This window comes from Bacillus sp. FSL M7-0558 (genome assembly GCF_038003245.1).
GTDB classification, from domain to species: domain Bacteria; phylum Bacillota; class Bacilli; order Bacillales; family Bacillaceae; genus Bacillus; species Bacillus pumilus.
The window spans coordinates 3,258,662-3,278,546 of the sequence record NZ_JBBOOU010000001.1; the positions used below are offsets into that span (position 1 = coordinate 3,258,662).

The 19,885-nt window shown below is 42.6% G+C and carries 19 protein-coding genes; 12 read left to right on the top strand and 7 right to left on the bottom strand.

The window, feature by feature from the left end:
• Nucleotides 1-156 precede the first annotated feature (156 nt).
• On the top strand, nt 157-1,038 hold the full coding sequence (locus MHB79_RS16555; RefSeq protein WP_340990265.1) for a Cof-type HAD-IIB family hydrolase: 882 nt from the start codon (nt 157-159) through the stop codon (nt 1,036-1,038).
• Between the two features lie 19 nt (nt 1,039-1,057).
• Here the strand turns inward: MHB79_RS16555 and MHB79_RS16560 are convergent, their stop codons facing one another.
• The 5 genes from MHB79_RS16560 to pgsB all read right to left on the bottom strand — a co-directional run bounded on the left by MHB79_RS16560 (nt 1,058) and on the right by pgsB (nt 5,422).
• Nucleotides 1,058-2,317 (bottom strand): C40 family peptidase, encoded by a 1,260-nt coding sequence (locus MHB79_RS16560; protein ID WP_340990266.1) that lies wholly within the window; start codon nt 2,315-2,317, stop codon nt 1,058-1,060.
• A 106-nt stretch (nt 2,318-2,423) separates the two neighbouring features.
• Nucleotides 2,424-2,594, bottom strand: coding sequence for a hypothetical protein (locus MHB79_RS16565; protein WP_003213661.1), 171 nt, complete (start codon nt 2,592-2,594; stop codon nt 2,424-2,426).
• Nucleotides 2,591-3,757: a CapA family protein gene (locus tag MHB79_RS16570; protein ID WP_034620154.1), complete on the bottom strand. Its 1,167-nt coding sequence runs from the start codon at nt 3,755-3,757 to the stop codon at nt 2,591-2,593. The genes MHB79_RS16565 and MHB79_RS16570 overlap by 4 nt, the downstream gene beginning before the upstream one ends.
• An 18-nt stretch (nt 3,758-3,775) precedes the next feature.
• On the bottom strand, nt 3,776-4,225 hold the full coding sequence (gene pgsC / locus MHB79_RS16575; RefSeq protein ID WP_003213696.1) for a poly-gamma-glutamate biosynthesis protein PgsC: 450 nt from the start codon (nt 4,223-4,225) through the stop codon (nt 3,776-3,778).
• 15 nt (nt 4,226-4,240) lie between these two features.
• A complete protein-coding gene (gene pgsB, locus MHB79_RS16580; RefSeq protein WP_012011489.1) occupies nt 4,241-5,422 on the bottom strand; it encodes a poly-gamma-glutamate synthase PgsB in 1,182 nt (393 codons plus the stop codon).
• Between the two features lie 746 nt (nt 5,423-6,168).
• On the opposite strand from pgsB, the gene MHB79_RS16585 reads away from it, so the two are divergent.
• From MHB79_RS16585 to rbsB, 9 genes are all read left to right on the top strand, one after another.
• Complete coding sequence (locus tag MHB79_RS16585; protein WP_137054308.1) at nt 6,169-7,650, top strand: spore germination protein; 1,482 nt, start codon at nt 6,169-6,171, stop codon at nt 7,648-7,650.
• Nucleotides 7,640-8,737 (top strand): GerAB/ArcD/ProY family transporter, encoded by a 1,098-nt coding sequence (locus tag MHB79_RS16590; protein WP_050944400.1) that lies wholly within the window; start codon nt 7,640-7,642, stop codon nt 8,735-8,737. The genes MHB79_RS16585 and MHB79_RS16590 overlap by 11 nt, the downstream gene beginning before the upstream one ends.
• Nucleotides 8,727-9,869, top strand: coding sequence for a Ger(x)C family spore germination protein (locus tag MHB79_RS16595; RefSeq protein ID WP_340866566.1), 1,143 nt, complete (start codon nt 8,727-8,729; stop codon nt 9,867-9,869). Before MHB79_RS16590 ends, MHB79_RS16595 begins: the two co-directional genes overlap by 11 nt.
• Nucleotides 9,870-9,986: 117 nt before the next feature.
• Complete coding sequence (locus tag MHB79_RS16600) at nt 9,987-10,973, top strand: LacI family DNA-binding transcriptional regulator (RefSeq protein WP_310425494.1); 987 nt, start codon at nt 9,987-9,989, stop codon at nt 10,971-10,973.
• Complete coding sequence (gene rbsK, locus MHB79_RS16605; RefSeq protein WP_340990269.1) at nt 10,970-11,848, top strand: ribokinase; 879 nt, start codon at nt 10,970-10,972, stop codon at nt 11,846-11,848. Before MHB79_RS16600 ends, rbsK begins: the two co-directional genes overlap by 4 nt.
• Nucleotides 11,845-12,237: a D-ribose pyranase gene (gene rbsD, locus MHB79_RS16610; RefSeq protein WP_137054306.1), complete on the top strand. Its 393-nt coding sequence runs from the start codon at nt 11,845-11,847 to the stop codon at nt 12,235-12,237. The genes rbsK and rbsD overlap by 4 nt, the downstream gene beginning before the upstream one ends.
• A 15-nt stretch (nt 12,238-12,252) precedes the next feature.
• On the top strand, nt 12,253-13,734 hold the full coding sequence (locus MHB79_RS16615; protein WP_050944406.1) for a sugar ABC transporter ATP-binding protein: 1,482 nt from the start codon (nt 12,253-12,255) through the stop codon (nt 13,732-13,734).
• A gap of 1 nt (nt 13,735) precedes the next feature.
• Nucleotides 13,736-14,689 carry a ribose ABC transporter permease RbsC gene (gene rbsC / locus MHB79_RS16620; protein ID WP_003215300.1) on the top strand — a complete coding sequence of 318 codons (954 nt, stop codon included), beginning with the start codon at nt 13,736-13,738 and terminating at the stop codon, nt 14,687-14,689.
• A 13-nt stretch (nt 14,690-14,702) separates the two neighbouring features.
• On the top strand, nt 14,703-15,620 hold the full coding sequence (gene rbsB / locus MHB79_RS16625) for a ribose ABC transporter substrate-binding protein RbsB (RefSeq protein WP_327839553.1): 918 nt from the start codon (nt 14,703-14,705) through the stop codon (nt 15,618-15,620).
• A 37-nt stretch (nt 15,621-15,657) separates the two neighbouring features.
• Here rbsB and MHB79_RS16630 read toward each other — a convergent pair whose 3' ends face one another.
• Together MHB79_RS16630 and alsR are read right to left on the bottom strand one after the other, a co-directional pair.
• Nucleotides 15,658-16,275: a flavin reductase family protein gene (locus MHB79_RS16630; protein WP_309216259.1), complete on the bottom strand. Its 618-nt coding sequence runs from the start codon at nt 16,273-16,275 to the stop codon at nt 15,658-15,660.
• 50 nt (nt 16,276-16,325) lie between these two features.
• Nucleotides 16,326-17,222 carry an acetoin biosynthesis transcriptional regulator AlsR gene (alsR, locus tag MHB79_RS16635; protein ID WP_065097893.1) on the bottom strand — a complete coding sequence of 299 codons (897 nt, stop codon included), beginning with the start codon at nt 17,220-17,222 and terminating at the stop codon, nt 16,326-16,328.
• Nucleotides 17,223-17,372: 150 nt separating this feature from the next.
• Between alsR and alsS the strand changes: the two genes are divergently transcribed.
• Together alsS and budA are read left to right on the top strand one after the other, a co-directional pair.
• On the top strand, nt 17,373-19,070 hold the full coding sequence (gene alsS, locus MHB79_RS16640; protein WP_340990272.1) for an acetolactate synthase AlsS: 1,698 nt from the start codon (nt 17,373-17,375) through the stop codon (nt 19,068-19,070).
• A 38-nt stretch (nt 19,071-19,108) separates the two neighbouring features.
• Nucleotides 19,109-19,879 carry an acetolactate decarboxylase gene (budA, locus tag MHB79_RS16645; RefSeq protein WP_106030112.1) on the top strand — a complete coding sequence of 257 codons (771 nt, stop codon included), beginning with the start codon at nt 19,109-19,111 and terminating at the stop codon, nt 19,877-19,879.
• Nucleotides 19,880-19,885: the final 6 nt, after the last annotated feature.

The following is a 19,885-nucleotide window of genomic DNA, read 5'->3' on the forward strand; positions in this document are numbered from 1 at the left end:
ATGCAGATTTTTCCCCTTTGGCTTATTTCCTTGATCATTCGATCATTTTTGTTTAGCCTTGATAGAGAGGACAAGCATCGTATTGCTCATGAGAATGAACGAAATCGTACATACTTTGAAGAGGCTATTGCATGCATGAAGGAGGATTTGACAGCGATGAAAAAAATGATTGCGATTGATTTAGACGGTACACTTTTAAATACAAAAAGTGAAATATCTGCTCAAAACAGGGAGGCATTGATCCGCGCGAAGGAAGCGGGATATATTGTCACCATCTGTACAGGGCGGGCGACTTTTGACGTGAAGGAACTGCTTGGCGATTTGGACATCCCTATTATTGCAGCAAACGGCGGAACCGTTCATACAGAAGGTTACGAACTTTTCAGCCGTATCACACTTGACCAAGAAGCAGGAAAACGAGCGGCTCAGGCATTAGTAGAACGAAACATTTACTTTGAGGTTTACACGGACGATGCGCTCCTCTCTCCTTTTGATGGAAAAGAGAAGCTGAAAGCAGAATTTGATGTGATCAAAAGCGCGAATCCAAATGAAGATATAGCTGATTTATGGGAAGGGGCAATGACTCAATTCAAACAATTCGGCATCAAACCAGTGGATGATATTCGTCAGATTTTTGGGTCGAATGAAGCGACCTATAAATTACTCTGCTTCTCGTTTGATATGAACAAACTACAGGAAGCTCGAGATCTTCTCACGGAAATGCCTGAGCTTTCATTGACCTCTTCTGGAAAACATATCATTGAGGTTCTTCCAAAACAGTCTGGAAAAGGACATGCTCTTAAAAAGCTCGCAGCTCATTACGGCGTAGACCGCTCACATATTTATGCGATTGGCGACAGCCCCAACGATCTATCCATGTTTGAGGAAGCAGGCCACCGCATTGCAATGGGGAATGCCGTTGATGTCATTAAAGACAAGAGCACCTACATTACAAAAGGCAATCATGAAGACGGTGTTGCTTACTTTATTGATCTCCTTTTACAAAATCAATTCCACGAAAAAAAGACGCTTGTCTGATCAGCGCCTAAAGAGAAGTCTAAAAGTCCGATACGAGCGTGGATCGGGCTTTTTCTTTATTTTTGATTCTAACAGCCGTCTCATACTTATCCTTCCAGTACGTACTTGTTTTCATATTCGTAAGCACGACACCATTTGAGACGGTCACATGAATGACTTGATTTGACCCTGCATAAATCGCCGGCATCAATGACGTTCCACTAAAGAAAACGAGATCTCCCGGCTTCAGCTCCGACCGTTTCACAGGCGTACCTGCCTTGACTTGACCTGACGCATAACGAGGCAGCTCAATACCAAGCACTTCACGATACACATACTGTGTGAACCCTGCTGTGTCAAAGCCTTGCTTTGGATTCGTCCCACCTTTAACATAAGGAACTTCACCAATATACGTAGCAGCTTTTGAGACAATCGGGTCTTCTTTTGCTAATTTCAGCTCCGTTAATCGTTTCGCACCTGTCCATTTTTCGCGCCAATACGACTCAGACAAATAAGAAATCGTCACACTTTCCGAACGGCTCGCATGAATAAAGCGGTCGCCTCCAATATACATACCTACATGAGAAATTCCGGGCTTATATGTGTTGCTAAAAAAGACAAAATCCCCAGGGCGAATATCGCCTAATGCCACTTTTTCTCCAACGACCCACTGCTGTTCAGCACTTCGAGGTAAATAAATCCCAAGTGATTTTTCAAATAAATACTGTAAAAATCCTGAGCAATCGAATCCAGTCTTTGGATCTGCTCCTCCAAATACGTAAGGAATACCTAAATAGGTCATCGCATCTTTCACAAGAGGGTCATCAGAAATTTCTTGTGTACCGGGCAGTCGTTTAACCGCATATAATCGATCAGTCCAATATTTGCTTTTGCTGACATCTGTTTTCACCACACCTTGACTAAGCGTGATGTGGATGACCTGATTGTTACCAGCGTACAATGCCACATGTGTCGGGATATCCTTTGTTTCTTCAAGGCTTCGAAAATATACAAGGTCACCTGGCTGGGCTTTGTCCCATGATACCTTTTTTCCAATCTGATACTGATCGATTACCTTCCGCGGCAAATCAAAAGCGCCTGATGTCTTGTACACATATTGCGTAAACCCTGATGCGTCAAAGCCCGTTTTTGGATCGGTTCCTCCTTTATGATAAGGTGTTCCAATCAGCTTTTCCGCTCGCTGCAAGGGAGACGCTGTTTGAGCAACTGCTTCTGATTGATTCATGAACATGAGCCCTACGAGCGCGCACCCACCAATCACTATTCCTTTCCACTTCATGACCTTTCCCCTCCTTTCTTCTATAGTTTCGGCATGACACCTAACCTTTTACACCTTTTTTCGACAAAAAAGAGCACGCAATGCGTGCCCTCTATGCTCGTTAGAGTTATTTACTTGCTTCCGTTTTTGACTGTTTTTGTTGTTCGATTTTCTGCATTTCAACCGAGATCTTTTGTTTTTCATGATCTGTGAGGCTGTCACTAAATTTAAAAGCAGACATAAAGACAAAGACTAAAATTAACGCAACAAACGGCCAGCTTGCTTTTAGAAATTTCATTTCTTCTCTTTCCCTCCGTTTTCTTTTAAGTGTTTAACTTTATCAGCGTGATCTACTTCAAAGAAAATGTGCCCGTCTTTTTCTTTCCAATCCGCATTCGTACCATTTGTCAGCATACGGATAATGGATTTTGATTCAAATGATCCTGCTTTAACCGGAGCAGGTGTTGCTTCTTTGATGTACATTGGGACCACTTCAAATGTCGCTTTTCCATCTTCATTCAGATGATACTGAACAAGTGCAGAATCACGTGTTCTTGACCAGCCTTGGTCAAAAATAAAGTTTCCTAAGCTATAGAAGATCGCCGTGCCGTTATAGACTTCCATTGGCTCAAGAACGTGCGGATGAGCACCGATAATGATATCAGCACCAGCCTTAGACATCGCTCTTGCCAATTCTCTTTGTCTATCGTTTACCTCATTGTTGTACTCCTGTCCCCAGTGAGCATGAACAACGACGACATCTGCCTTTTCAGCAGCCTGCGAAATCATCGGAATAAAGATAGATGGGTCGGCTGGCAAGATACCGGCCTGGCGATTCGTTGCTTTAAAATCTTTCCCATACACATCTGTAAAACCAAGTGTAGCGATTTTGACACCATTTACTTCTTTATACGAAATGTTCTGCTTCGCATCCTGAAGGTTAAGGCCTGCGCCTGTATAATCCATGTCAGCTTGTTTAAAGGCATCAATCGTTTTGTTCAGCCCTTTTTCACCATAGTCTGCCGCATGGTTATTCGCAAAGTTTAATACAGAGAAATTCAAATCCTTCAACGCTTTGACAGAATCCTCATCTGTTTTTAAATGAATATTCTTTTGCGCCGCTTGTTCCCGGTCTGATGCGACTGGATGCTCAAAGTTACCAGTCACATAATCTGACACATCAAAGTATGGTTTAGCATAGCGAAAGAGATGCTGTTTTCCATAACGGTCTGTTACTTTCTCTACGTTTCTTCCAAACATAATGTCACCGACAAACGAAGCGGTCAGGATGTTTTCTGGATTCTTTTGTACAGTTGGCACTTTTGCTTGCCCGATAAACGTAAATAGAAATGTACAAGCAATGACGATCGGTAAAGCAATCAGCACGTGTTTATTCGTTTTTTTCTTTTGATTCTTTGTGATTTTCAGCAGCTTTTCCTGAAAGCTCAATTTTTTATTCATCATTGGACACACCTTATCTTAAAATAGATAGTAAACATACATGATGGCAAATGTTGCACCACTTAGAAGTAACGTGCTTCCAAGGGTCATCGTAAGACCTTGTTTTTGAATCGTATTTGCAATCAATCCAGGAACGATAATACCGATTCCGCGGAATTCTGCTATTTCAAATGGGACCACTGGGTAGAAGAAATCAAAGACTAGCTTTAAGGCAATCCCTGTAATCAGCATTGCAGCAAACTTTCTGCGTCCGTATAAAATCATAAATTTCGATAGACCAAAGCGAACGATGACATACGTAAGCAAGCTGACAGATAAGACAACTAAAATGAAGACTGGCTGGTTAAATACAAGCGCCAGATAACCTGGGACAACAAGTCCAGCTGGTACGATTCCTGTTTTTTCTGCAAAGATTAAACTAAGTAGAACACCTAAAATTAACGAGATATAAAGATCTGATCCGAACATTTTCTATATTTCCTCCTAGCTGACAAGCTGCTTAATTTTGTATTCTTGAATTTTTTCGATTAACGGTTCAGCGGCACCATGAATATTGCCGACTCCATAAACCACTCGATTATGAAGCTTTTTCTCAAGCATGTTCATAATTTCTTCTGTAGATTGATATTCAAGGTTGTGTAAGTGGTCAGCCGGAATTTTTCCATCCTCATATGCCTTTACAATTGGATCTGTTGTTTCACCAATTAAGACGAGATCACTTGCTTCAATATAAGGAAGTACATCCTCCGCAAACTGGATCGTTCGATCTACACGATCCGCACGGCAGTTCATGATAATAATCGGTTCATCTGTTGGATATCCAATTTCTTTCACACGCTTCCAAATGTTCAATGTAGATGATGCGTCATTTGCCGCAAAACCATTTACAAAGTGTCCAGGCGTTTTCGCATCCATTAATGGAAGAATTCTCATCGCTCCTGGATCAGGCGGCGCATTTAACATTCCTCGGAATGCCGTATCTTCATCAATTCCCAATGCCTGTGCAACACCAAGTGCAAGTGAGGCATTATCTGGGAAGACCATGTACTCAAATTTCCGCAAATACTCATCAGAAATCTTGGAATTATCTGCAACAATGACTTCTGTATTGCGTTTTTTCGCAATCTCTTTAAAGAAATCCGTATATTCACTATCCGTAATAACCAAGTGTCCATTGTAAGGAATTGTCGCTGTAAAGGCTTCTGCTATTTCATCAAGTGTCGGCCCCATGACGTCCATATGATCTTCAAGAACGTTTACGATCACGCCAATATTCGCTTGAAGCAGCTCTTCCTGAAAGATGATTTGGTAATCTGGATTTACCGCCATACATTCACTGACGATGGCATTTGCTCCTCTTTCAACGGTTTCTCTCATAACTTCCTTCTGCTCACCGATATTCGGTCCTTGCGGTTTCCTTTTAATCGGTTTCTCCTCTGGCGTATCCCAATAAATCATTCTTGCATCTGTTCCCGTTGTTTTGCCGACAGTTTTATAACCTGCCTCCATTAAGATACCGGTTGTCAATCTTGTAACGGTAGACTTTCCGCGAATACCATTAATATTGACGCGCACCGGTAGGGCATCGATATTTTTCTGGTGACGCTTCTTTTCAATAAAGCCAATCCCTAACATGATGACACAGGCTATAACGATTAACCACATCGCTTATCTACATCTCCTTTTTTTATGAGTGTGATATGTAAATTCAATCAACAGTATATAGGTTCAGCATAAAATCACAATCGGTATTATGTAACATAATCTTTCACTTCCTCGTATGCCAAATTCCTCTAATCAGAAGGTGTATTGACCTAGCTCCTCTTTAAATGAAAAGGCCAAAAGACGGACAAAAATCAGCCTGAATTTCGCCTTCAATCAAGAGTAAGCGTTACCATCAAGCATCGAAAAATCTTTTGTCCTTTTCTCCCTAAATTTTTTGACAATTGTTAAGATGTATTTTGAATCAATGTTTTAAAGCCCTTTAAACTCTATAACCTCAGTCATATCAGTGCTTTAAATGAATAGTGCGTGTTTTGGAATGTTTTCGATTTTTGAAGGAACAGGTTAGAAAGTCATCCTCATCGCTCAGAATGCTATGTGTTGACCTATGACAAAGGTCATCTCTAAAAAAATCAAGTCATATGCTTATTTTCAGGTCACGAAAAATTGGGATAAGATGTAAACTATTGATCATTTCGAAATGCCTTCTCATTACGAATTTCGCTCCTTATGACCTAAACAATGAAACATTATTCATTTCTTTTTATCAAGATTCATCATTTCTTAACATTTTTAATATGATTTTAGTTGAAAGTTGTCAGCTTATGTCATGCTTTCAACTAAGGTGACGAATAAAATCAGCCTCTCCGCTCACACTATGGTTAAAAAACTGTGAGAGGAGGCTAAAGATGCCAAATACGAATGAGCAAACACGCTTACACTTTTTATCAGGCGGTTTTGAGGAAAAGATTCGAATCCTGAAGAAAGCATTTCAGCAAAGCGCCGATTTTGAATACCGGGAATTAATGGTGAATGAAACGAAATCAGTGCTGTTTTATATTAAAACAAGAGTTGAAGAAAGCAAATTAAACGACTTCATTATCGGCAACTTGCTCGGTCCTCCTGGAGAGCAGAACTATACAAAATCACTTAGTACACTCGAAACAGGAGACTTGACGCTGATTGTCGACAGCATTATTGCAGGAAGCATTGCTTTCCTTGATGAAAAATCCTCACAGATCAAAATATTTGCCGTTGGACAGCCGCCGCTGCGTTCCATTTCTGAACCTTCTTCTGAAAGTATTATTGCAGGCGCACATGATGGGTTTGTTGAGAGTTTAGATACCAATTTATATTTACTGCGGTCACACTTAAATGATCGAAAACTTGCGATCCAGTATCATAAGATCGGCACAAAATCTGAAACAAAGGTTGCGACAGTTTATATTTCTGATATTGCCAATCAAGAAAAGATAGATGAGGTCAACAGACGAATTTCTTCCATTAAAGTAGACACGCTGCTCAGCCCCGGTTCTATTGTAGAAGCGATTGAGGATGATTCATATTCCATCTTCCCGCAGCTCATTGATACAGAACGACCTGACAAAGTGAGATCCGCCATTCTTGAGGGGAGAATTGTTGTGCTGATGGATGGCAGTCCAATGGCTATCATTCTGCCTATTACGTTCTTTAGCTTCTTTCAATCACCAGATGACTACAATAGTCGCTGGATTCCAGCTACGTTTATTCGTATTCTTCGTTATGTTGCCTGTATCATCGCTGTGATTTTGCCTTCTTTTTATATTGCGGTCATCGGCTTTCATTATGAGGTTGTCCCGGATGAATTAGCGATTACGATGAAAAATTCCATTATTGGAATTCCTTTTCCACCTTTAATAGAAGCTATGCTGATGGAGATTACGATTGAGCTCATACGCGAGGCAGGGGTGCGTCTGCCAAAACCAATTGGACAGACAATTGGGATCGTAGGCGGTTTGGTCATTGGAGATGCGGTAGTAAAAGCTGGGCTCATTTCGAATGTTCTTATCGTTGTGGTCGCCGTGACCGCTGTTGCTTCCTTTGTTCTTCCTTCGTTTGAAATGACGTCTACCATCAGGATGCTGCGTTTTCCGCTCATGTTCATGGCATCGATGTTTGGGTTTATTGGCATTTCATTCGGCCTGTCGATCGTCCTGATGAATTTATGCCGCCTTGAATCACTAGGTGTCCCGTATTTATCTCCAGTAACTCCATTTAACTGGCAGGACTTAAAAGACACTGTGATTCGATTACCGATGTGGATGTATAAAAAACGCCCTGTTTACTTAAATCCAAAAAAGAAAGAGCAAATTGAAAATTTGAGAGGATGGAAAAATCAAGATGAAAAATAAAATATCTCCATCTCAAGCTGTCTTTTTTATCATTCAATCTCAAATTGGTGTCGGTATTTTAGCCCTGCCTCATTTGCTTATGAAAGATATGGGGCATGATGGCTGGATGGCTATCATTTTGGCCTGTTTTTTTATCCAAATCATCAATACCATTTTTATATATATCATTCACAAATATCCTGAGACATCATTTTTCGAGGCGTTAATTGAGGTTTTTGGAAAATGGATTGGGCGAATCTTAGTGGCTCTTTATACAATTTATTTCGCCTCAGTCTGTATTGTCGTTCTATCTATTTTCACGAGAATTCTGGGTATATGGGTTTTACCACTTACACCCAATTGGGTGATCAACCTACTACTCATGATATCCATCCTTTACATCGCCAAGGAACAAATTACAGCGATTGTCAGATTCAACTTTATTCTGACTCCTTTTTTACTCTTGTTGTCTCTCATCATGCTGTATTCATTAAAAGGAACCAATATCGACTACCTTATGCCCTTTTTCCAAACGGACTTCTCTCAATTTCAGCTTGGATTAAAGGATGTTGTATTATCTATGAATGGATTTGAAATGATTTTGATCATCTCTCCACTGATGAAAGGCACCATTAAAGCGCGATACAAGGTCATGACCATTGCCAATATATGCACGACTCTTTACTACCTATTTATCACAGTGATTTGTTTTATGTTTTTCAGCCCGATTGAGCTTAAAATCATTCCAAATCCTGTTCTTTATCTGTTAAAAACCATTTCGTTCGGTGTGATTGAGCGGACAGATCTGATTTTTCTGAGTTTCTGGGTATTTATCATTCTTGCCACACTCAGTAATTATCTTTACTTTTGTGCAAATGGCGTAGCAAGTATTCTCAAGAAAAAAGACCACAAAAAATACGTCTTTTATTTTGCCATTTTGATCTATGCGGCTAGCTGCTATCTTGCAACCGATAATTTTAGAATTCAACGTTTTAATGACTTTACCACCATTGCGCAATATTCATTTATTTACACACTCCCGATCTTTATGGCAATTATCATCTTTTTCAAACATCGTAAAGGGAAGGTGAAATCACATGCGTCATAAGTACATACTGACTTTGCTCATGTGTGTGTCTCTCATATTCATGCCTGGCTGCTGGGATCAAAACTTATTAAAGAATATCTCTCTTGTTTTAACCTCTGCTGTTGATCAAGGAGAGGATGACAATGCCAAGTACTCGATTACTTATCGAAAGGTGCAGCAGTCTCAAAGTATGGAGCAAGGAAATACAGGCAGCTTTTTAACCACTCTTCTCACAACGGAAGCACCTACTTTAAGGAAAGCAAGAACCAACTTCAGCCGGATTGTGGATCAAAAAATAGACATGTCGAAAATGCGGGTGATGCTGGTCGGTGATGAATTTGCCCAAAATCGTCTTCTTCCCTACTTAGATATGTTTTATCGTGATCCGAAAAGCCCCCTCCTCGCAAATCTCGCCGTTGTTCAAGGGGGGACCTGTGAAGAAGTGATTAACTCGCTGCTGAAGGAAAAGCTCATTGTGAGTGACTATTTAAATAACTTGATCACAACCGCATCACGCTCATCCCAAGTAGCACCTAAAAACATTCAAAGTATTCGATCTAAAATGCTCCAAACTGGAGAGGACTTCACACTGCCCTTAATCCATTTTGATCAATCGAAGAAATTAATCAGTGTAAAAGGCGTCGCCCTATTTGATAATGAGAAAAAGAAAGGTGAGCTGTACGGACAAGATGCCATTCTTCTCACTGTCATGGACGAGAATATGGGCAAATATGCGAACTTCACTAAAAAAGTAAGAAGTGATATGAAATCAAAGGAGAACAATTACATCACCATTCAAGTGACAGATTCAAAGAGAGACATCAACATTATCAATCCTGACCATCGAAACTTAACCTTTTCTCTTGAGTATGAATTCACGACCTCTGTCCTTGAATACCCGAAAGATAATCTAGACACAGATAAAAAAATTAAAATGCTCAACAAAAGGCTTTCCGCGATTTTGACAAAAGAAGCAGAAAAAGTCGTGGCCTCCCTGCAAGAAGCAAACTCTGACGTCCTTAGCCTAGGCAGAAAATATCGGGTAAGACACTATGATGAATTCATGAAGATGAACTGGGTCACTGATTATCCAAATGTAAAAATCATCCCAAAAGTCAAAGTGAATATTACCCAAACAGGGATTATTAGTTAAGAAAAGGAAGAGTTCATCTTTCTTTTCTTTTTTTATTTTTTTAAGATTGTCATTTAAAAGCTTTCATGATAATCTATTTGTGTAAACGGTTACACATTCACGAAGGGAGGCACTCCATTGGCTACCATTAAAGATGTTGCAAAAGCTGCACAAGTGTCTGTTGCCACTGTGTCTCGCGTGCTTAACGATACTGGATATGTCCATACAGATACGAAAACCCGCGTGACACAAGCGATGCAGGAGCTGAACTACTTTCCCAATGAAGTGGCTAGATCCCTTTTCAAAAGAGAATCCCGCTTAATCGGTTTGATCTTGCCTGATATCACAAACCCCTTCTTTCCTCAGCTTGCTAGAGGCGTAGAGGATGAGATTCATGCGCAAGGTTTTCGGTTATTATTCGGAAACAGTGATGAAGATCGAGAAAAGGAATTGGCTTATTTACAAACCTTTAAACAAAATCAAGTGGTCGGTGTCATCGCTGTCACAAACGAACCTGAATCAGATATATACAATGATGATGAATTGCCGGTTGTGTTCTTAGATCGAACCGTCTCGCATGCACCTTCTGTATCTGCAGATACTGCAGCTGGCGGGAAAATCGCCGCAATGGAATTAATCAGGCGCGGCAGCCGGCAGATCACACTGCTGAAAGGACCTGCCCACCTTCAAACAGCGAGGCAGCGATTCAAGGGTGCACTCGATGTACTGACCGAAAAGGGTGTCGACTTCCATGTGATGTCTAATGCTTCGTTTTCTTTTCAAGAAGCCCGAAAAAGTGCCAAGGCTCTTTTTCAGCTGTACCCTGAAACAGATGGCATCATTGCCAGTAATGACATTGTCGCAACAGCGGTCATACACGAAGCACTTCGGATCGGAAAAGCCGTTCCAGAGGATGTTCAAATCATTGGGTTTGACGATATTCCGCAAAGCGAGCTGCTCTTCCCTTCCCTATCGACAATTAGGCAGCCTGCCTATGAGATGGGAAAAGAAGCGGCGCAGCTGTTAATTAAAGCGATTCAGAAACAACCTATAGATCAACCAGTTATTCAAATGCCCGTCTCTTTTATTGAACGAGAGACCACAAGAAAGGTGGATTCACAATGAGTCATATTGTCGTAGTAGGAAGCTGTTCAATGGATTTAGTTGTCACTTCGGATAAACGGCCAAATGCCGGTGAAACAGTGTTAGGCGAATCATTTAAAACCGTCCCAGGCGGAAAAGGCGCCAATCAAGCAGTCGCCAGTGCCAGACTCGGTGCTGATGTATACATGGTCGGCCGGGTCGGTGATGACGCTTATGGTCAAGATATTCTCAGCAATCTACAAGACCAAGGGGTCCGCACCTCATATATGAAACCGGTTACCGAAATGGAAAGCGGCACGGCTCATATCATTTTAGCGGAAGGTGATAACAGCATTGTCGTGGTCAAAGGGGCAAATGACGAGGTCACTCCTGACTATGTAAGAGAAGCACTTTCTACAATAGATGATATTGGAATGGTCCTCATTCAGCAAGAAATTCCTGAAGAAACAGTCGAAGCCGTCTGCACCATTTGCAGTGAGAAAGGGATTCCGGTCACCTTAAATCCCGCACCAGCTCGTCAAGTTTCTCAGCAAATATTAGATCAAGCTGCCTATATTACTCCAAACGAACACGAAGCAGCTCTTATGTTTGATGGACTCACCATAGCAGAAGCTTTGCGCCAATATCCAAACAAATTACTCATTACAGAAGGAAAAAATGGTGTTCGTTACTTTGACGGAATAAAAGAAGTGTTGGTGCCAGGCTACCCTGTGAAAGCCGTTGACACTACAGGCGCTGGTGATACTTTTAACGGTGCTCTAGCTGTAGCACTAGCAGAGGGAAAATCCCTATACGACGCACTTGCCTTTGCCAACTTAGCCGCATCTATCTCTGTCACCAAGTTCGGTGCACAAGGCGGCATGCCAACAAGAGAAGAACTGGAGAGAAAAAAATGAAAAAAAACGGCATCTTAAACAGTCATATCGCCAAGGTACTTGCTGACCTTGGTCATACAGATACAATCGTCATCGCAGACTGCGGCCTGCCGATTCCAGAAGGTCCAGTCAAAATCGACCTGGCACTATCAATCGGCACACCGTCCTTTCAGGAGGTCACCTCCCTCCTTCTTCAAGAAATGGCGGTTGAACACATGACTGTAGCTAGTGAAATCAAAGAAGCCAATGAGCGAGATCATCTATTTTTAAAGAAAGCGTTCTCACAGCCATTACATGATGTAGACCACGAGACGTTCAAAGACATGACCAAACAGGCAAAAGCAGTCATTCGCACGGGTGAAGCCACCCCATACGCAAACTGCATTCTTCATGCCGGTGTCATCTTTTAAAAGGAGGAGCCAGATATGAACATTGAGATGCATAACATCCATAAGGCCTTTGGAAAAAACACCGTTCTTTCCGGGGTCTCCTTTGACCTCGTCACAGGTGAGGTTCACGCGCTCATGGGTGAAAATGGCGCAGGAAAATCAACTTTAATGAACCTGCTCACAGGTCTTTATTCATTAGACCAGGGAACGATTCAAATCGACGGGAAAGAAACCGCTTTCAAAAATCCGAAGGAAGCGGAACAACACGGCATCGCCTTTATTCATCAAGAGCTCAACATATGGCCAGATATGACCGTCTTGGAAAACCTATTCATCGGGAAAGAAATCTATACGAAATTTGGATTGCTAGACACAAAGAAAATGAAGGTTCTTGCCCAAAGCCAGCTGGACCGATTGTCTGTGAACCTCTCGCTTGATCAAGAGGCAGGTAGCTGCTCTGTTGGACAAAAACAGATGATTGAGATTGCAAAGGCATTAATGACGGAAGCGAAGGTCATCATCATGGATGAGCCAACAGCAGCTCTTACAGACCGTGAGATTGAAAAGCTCTTTCAGGTCATTGAATCTCTCAAAAAGGAAGGCGTATCCATCGTCTATATTTCTCACCGTATGGAGGAAATTTTTGCGATCTGTGACCGGATTACCATCATGCGCGATGGGAAAACGGTCGATACGAAAGCCATACCTGAAACAAATTTCCATGAGGTCGTCAAAAAAATGGTCGGCCGCGAATTAACAGATCGATACCCTGAGAGAACGCCTTCTTTAGGAGATACTATCCTTGAGGTGAAGCAAGCGACAAGAAAAGGACAATTTCAAGATATCAATTTCTCCGTTAAAGCTGGAGAAATCGTCGGTGTTGCAGGCTTAATGGGCGCTGGCAGGACCGAAATGATGCGGTCACTGTTTGGTCTTGATCCTCTTGATCAAGGGGAAATCTGGGTTCATGGGAAAAAGGCTATCATTAAAAAACCAAGTGATGCCGTCAAGCTCGGCATCGGCTTTATCACAGAGGATCGCAAAGATGAAGGACTCATGCTGGATGCATCCATTCGAGAAAACATTGGTCTGCCAAACTTAGAAAGCTTCTCTCCAAAGGGACTGATCGATAAGAAAAACGAACAGGATTTTGTTGACCTGCTCATCAAAAGATTGACGATTAAAACGGCTTCCTCTGAAATCTCTGCTCGAAGTCTCTCTGGTGGAAATCAGCAAAAAGTCGTCATCGCCAAATGGATCGGCATCCAGCCGAAGGTCTTGATTTTAGATGAACCGACAAGAGGTGTCGACGTCGGAGCGAAACGAGAAATCTACCAGTTAATGAATGAACTGACTGATCGAGGTGTTGCCATTTTAATGGTCTCCTCTGAGCTCCCAGAAATTCTAGGGATGAGCGATCGAGTGCTTGTCATTCATGAAGGAACCATCAGCGGAGAATTAAATAAAGCAGACGCAACACAAGAACGAATTATGACACTAGCTACAGGAGGGAAGTAACATGAAACCACTTACTTCAAATGGACGATTTGACAACATCATGCAAAAGCTTGGGCCATTCTTAGGACTCATCATCCTTGTCGCCATTGTTTCTATTTTAAACCCGGCCTTTTTAGAGCCATTAAACATCTTAAACTTACTGAGACAAATCTCCATTAATGCCCTCATTGCCTTTGGAATGACGTTTGTTATTTTAACAGGAGGAATTGATTTGTCGGTCGGTGCCATTTTAGCACTTTCTAGTGCGCTGACTGCCGGATTTATCGTGTCTGGTATGGACCCGATTTTAGCTATTATCGTTGGCTGTATCATCGGCGCTATTCTTGGGATGGTCAACGGTCTTTTAATCACAAAAGGAAAAATGGCTCCTTTTATCGCAACACTTGCCACGATGACGATTTTCAGAGGATTAACACTTGTTTATACAGACGGAAACCCGATTACAGGACTCGGATCTAACTATGCCTTTCAGTTATTCGGACGCGGGTATTTCTTAGGCATTCCTGTTCCAGCGATCACGATGCTTCTCACCTTTATCGTGCTCTGGGTGCTGCTTCATAAAACGCCTTTCGGCAGAAGAACATATGCAATCGGTGGGAATGAAAAAGCTGCGCTCATTTCAGGAATCAAAGTACCGCGCGTAAAAATTATGATCTATTCATTAGCAGGGTTCATGTCTGCTCTAGCAGGTGCGATCTTAACATCTCGTCTAAACTCAGCCCAGCCAACAGCTGGTACGTCCTATGAGCTTGATGCAATTGCTGCCGTTGTACTTGGCGGGACAAGCCTTTCCGGCGGAAGAGGGCGAATTGTCGGCACACTGATCGGGGTGCTTATCATCGGTGTCCTGAACAACGGTATGAACTTACTTGGTGTATCATCATTCTATCAATCTGTTGTGAAAGGGATTGTCATCTTGATTGCAGTCCTACTAGACAGAAAGAAATCTGCTTAAGGAGGCAGCTGCTATGAAAAAATTTCTCATTCTCATTCTGACTCTCTCATTGTTCATGCTTTCTGCCTGCTCGCTAGAACCGCCAGAGTGGGCCAAATCAACAAAAGATGGGAAGAAAAAAGACATCAAAATCGGTCTCTCGATCTCGACCTTAAACAATCCATTCTTCGTTTCTCTTAAAAACGGGGTGACGAAAGAAGCGAAAAAGCTTGGCATCGAAGTCGTCATTGCAGATGCTCAAAATGATTCAGCAAAACAAACAAGTGACGTAGAAGATTTAATTCAGCAAGGGGTCGACGCATTGCTTATCAACCCAGCGGACTCGTCTGCCATCTCAACTGCTGTTGAATCAGCGAATGCTTCAGATATTCCTGTCATCACATTAGACCGTTCAGCTGAAAGCGGTAAAGTAGAAGCACTGGTTGCTTCAGATAACGTCAAAGGCGGCGAAATGGCAGCCAACTTTATTATCGACAAGGTTGGAAAAGGCGCTAAAGTCGCTGAATTAGAAGGTGTACCAGGCGCTTCCGCTACACGTGAGCGCGGAAAAGGATTCCATCAAATAGCAGATAAAGATCTAAAAGTGACAGCAAAACAAGCAGCTGACTTCGACCGAACAAAAGGGTTGAACGTCATGGAAAACCTCCTTCAAGGAAACCCTGACATCAAAGCCGTTTTTGCCCACAATGATGAAATGGCGCTTGGCGCACTAGAGGCGATTCAAAGCTCTGGAAAAGACATTCTCGTCGTTGGCTTTGACGGAAACGAAGATGCACTCAACTCGATCAAAGCAGGAAAACTATCTGCCACAGTCGCCCAGCAGCCAGAGCTGATCGGAAAACTGGCAGTCGGTGCTGCAAGCGACGTCTTAAAAGGGAAAAAAGTACAAAAGAACATCGCAGCTCCACTGAAACTAGAACAGAAAAAATAAACACAAAACCCCCGATAGCTCTCGGGGGTTTTTCCTATTATTCTGGTCTTTTCAGCACATATGACGTCCCTAAATGGGCATAATCATTACCCGCTAAACGTGCGACTGGCTTCAATTCAGAAGTAGAAACATATCCTTTTTCCGCATCATACACAGCCTCATCTAAATGCGCACACACAACCCGGCCAATGATATGATCGACCGTGATCTCCCCTTCATCATTTTGAAAGGTAAGATGCTTTTCAAGCTGACATTCAAAGCGAATACGCGCTTCCTGAATGCCCGGCACTGACACGACATGACTCTTTACTTGATGAAGACCGGTTCGATCCAGCTCACTCTCATCCTGTGGCAGCGTAGCAGCTGTTTCATTAATATCTTCTATTATCGCTTCATCACTCACATGGACTACAAATTCTCCTCTGTCAATCATATGCTGCGCTGTGTCTTTCATCTGACCTTCGCGTCGTCCGATAGAAACTGCGAGGAGCGGCGGGTGTCCGCTGATGACATTAAAGAAACTAAATGGTGCGGCATTGACAACATCGTCTTTAGACAGACTTGTAATAAACGCAATCGGTCGTGGAACAATAGAGCCCGATAATAATTTATATGCTTCTTTTCTTGATAGCTGATCCATTTGCAACGTAATCAATTCAGACACGCCTCCTTTTGGTGTATCGACATCATACCATACCTCTTTTTCTATGCCTCTGATTCAGGCTCGGTGCGATGCAGGATATGGTGGACAAGATGAAATAAAGCAGGATTATGATTTTCTCGTCTATAGGAAATCGTCCATTCTGCCAGAAGCTGTTCACCTTCAATGGACCGATACACAACATCTAGATTAAATAAACGCCGGGCTGATTTCGGAATGACCGCAATGCCGATACCAGCTGTGACAAGGCCAATCACCATTTGATATTCAGCCGCTTCCTGCACAATATTCGGAGAAAACCCGTACTTTTCACATAGCAGGACAAAGTGTTGATAAAGGGACGGCCATGATTCCTGTGATAAAGAAATAATCGGCTCATGACGAATATCTTCGATCGTGACCGCCTCTTTTTTCGCCAGCGGATGATTTTTTGGAATCGCAAAAATACATTCACTTTGCTTCATCAAACGGCTGACCAGTTCTTCATGAGGAGATGTAGGATGTAAAAAACCGATATCAATCTCCCCATTTAAAAGCGCTCCTAGCTGCTGCGGAACAGAAAGCTGCTCCAGCTCAATACTGACAGAGGGATACAGCTCTCTGAATTCGCGTACAACTGGCGGCAGAATATCATACGTCGCTGTTCCAACAAACCCTATGATGATTTTTCCCAGCTCTCCTCTTGCTGTATGCCGGGCATGATCAACGGCTTTATCAAGCTGATGCAGCACACCACGCACCTCATGTAAAAAGACCTTTCCAGCAGCTGTTAGCTCCACCACTCGCTTCGACCGGTGAAACAAAGGAAACCCCAATTCTTCTTCAAACTGCTTAATTTGCTGACTAAGTGGCGGCTGTGTCATATTCAACCGTGCGGCTGCTCTGCCAAAATGCAGCTCCTCCGCTACTGTGACAAAGTACTGCAAATGTCTCAGTTCCATCCTTTCACTCCTCGCACACTTATTCGTGAAACATATTAAAACCACGTTAAACAGATATTGGAAATTTTCCATTTTGAAATGTATAGTAAATCATATCATGAAAATATATTTTCATAAAAAATTTTACTTGCCGAAAGGAGTGCGGGGTAAATGAATTCTCAAGCACAACCCCTAACAAGACGAGGAGCAGAATTGATTGTTGATACGCTGATTGCTCAAGGTGTGACCCATGTTTTTGCAATTCCAGGTGCCAAAATTGACGCCGTATTTGATGTATTAAAAGACAGAGGTCCAGAGCTTGTCCTATGCAGACACGAACAAAACGCCGCCTTTATGGCAGCTGCTGTCGGCCGCTTAACCGGCAAACCAGGTGTTTGTCTCGTCACATCAGGTCCTGGCGCATCTAATTTAGCAACAGGTCTATTAACAGCCAATACAGAAGGTGACCCTGTTGTCGCAATCGCGGGAAACGTCATTCGTGCAGATCGGCTAAAACGAACACATCAATCACTCGACAATGCGGCATTATTCAAACCAGTCACAAAATACAGTGTTGAAGTACAAGACGTTCATAATATACCCGAAGCCTTAACAAATGCTTTTCGCGCGGCACAAAAGGGGCAGGCTGGAGCAGCATTTATCAGCTTTCCACAAGATGTCGTGACAGAACACACCACACAAACACCAGTGTCTGCTCACCCTTCTCCAGAACTAGGTCCTGCACCGGATGCTCTCATCAGCTCGGCTATCGCCAAAATTCAAAATGCACACTTACCTGTTGCCATTGTGGGAATGAAAGCAAGTCGTCCAGCTGCTGCAAAGGCTACAAGAACATTATTGAAAACACTTGGAATTCCATTTGTCGAAACGTACCAAGGAGCCGGGGTTCTCTCAAGAGAGCTCGAGTCTCAATATGTAGGCAGAATCGGTTTATTCAGAAATCAGCCGGGGGATCTTCTCATTGAACAAGCAGATGTCCTTTTAACCATCGGCTTTGATCCAATTGAATATGATCCGAAGCATTGGAATATTCAGCCGAAGCAGCGACAGATCATCCATGTCGATGACATGCAGGCAGATATTGATCATTTTTATGAGCCAGCGCTTGAGCTTGTCGGCAATATAGCTAAAACCGTTAAACATCTAGCCCATGACAGTGTTCCACTTTCTCTATGCAAAGAACAAATTGAATTCGTCACTGAATTACAGGAGCTGTTAAGCGACATTGAAAAAGCACCAGAAAGAGAAAGTCATCTATCTCACCCGCTGGATGTCATTCATACATTAAGACGCCTGATTCCTGATAACACGAAGGTCACCTGTGATATCGGGTCTCACGCGATTTGGATGTCGCGTCACTTCCGCGTCTATGAGCCGAACACATTCCTTGTGAGCAACGGAATGCAAACATTAGGCGTCGCCTTACCATGGGCCATTGCGGCTTCCATATTGAATCCAGATGAAAAGATCATTTCGGTCTCTGGTGATGGCGGTTTTCTCTTCTCTGCAATGGAGCTAGAAACAGCCGTCCGCATGAAAACAAACCTCGTTCACCTTGTTTGGAATGACAGCACATACGACATGGTGGCATTTCAGCAGGAAATGAAATATGATCGCACATCCTGCGTTGAATTCGGACAGATCGACTTAGTGAAGTATGCGGAAAGCTTTGGAGCGACTGGATTACGGGTTAACTCACCTGAAGAGCTTTCAACTGTCCTTCAAAAGGGTATAAACATAGAAGGACCCGTTATTATTGATATTCCGATTGACTATCAAGACAACCCAGACCTCGCCAGTCAAAAATGGCCAGAAGTCTTTCGTGAAAATCGCACATTGAACGTCTGATAAGATGTCCATACATTACACCAAAGGAGTGAGCGGATATGGGTATGATGCACCCAATGAATCAACACAGCGACACAAGACAACATGACAAACAGCAAGAGGTCTATCAAGTATCGACGATGACCTCTTTGCTGGAAGCCGTATATGATGGAGATTTCTCCCTTTCACAAATTCCCGAGCACGGTGATTTCGGTATTGGTACATTCAATCAATTAGATGGAGAGCTGATCGGCTTTGATGGCGCATTCTACCGACTGCGCTCGGATGGAACAGCGACACCGGTTACCAATCAAGACTATTCACCCTTCTGCTCTTTAGCATTCTTTGAAACAGATATCGTTCATCGAATTGATGCAGCCATGACGAGCAAAGAGCTAGAAGAAGAAATCGACCGCATTTTACCAAGTAAGAATGTGTTTTATGCAATCCGCATTGATGGATCATTCAAAAAGGTGCAAACACGTACGGTCGAAAAACAGGAAAAACCTTACGTTCCGATGGTGGAAGCAGTCAAGTCACAGCCCATCTTCGATTTCGAGGATATTCAAGGAACGATCGCCGGTTTCCGTACACCGCAGTACGCACATGGTATTGCAGTGAGTGGATATCATCTTCATTTCATTGATGACGATCGAAGTGTCGGCGGACACGTTTTTGATTACACTGTTGATCAAGTGACCATCCGAATTTCTCAAAAACGTCATATGAATTTACACTTGCCAAATACGCAAGAATTCTTCCAAGCAGACATTGATCGAGCTGACCTCGCACAGCAAATTGCCAGTGCAGAAAGCAGTCCAGATCAATAAAATAAA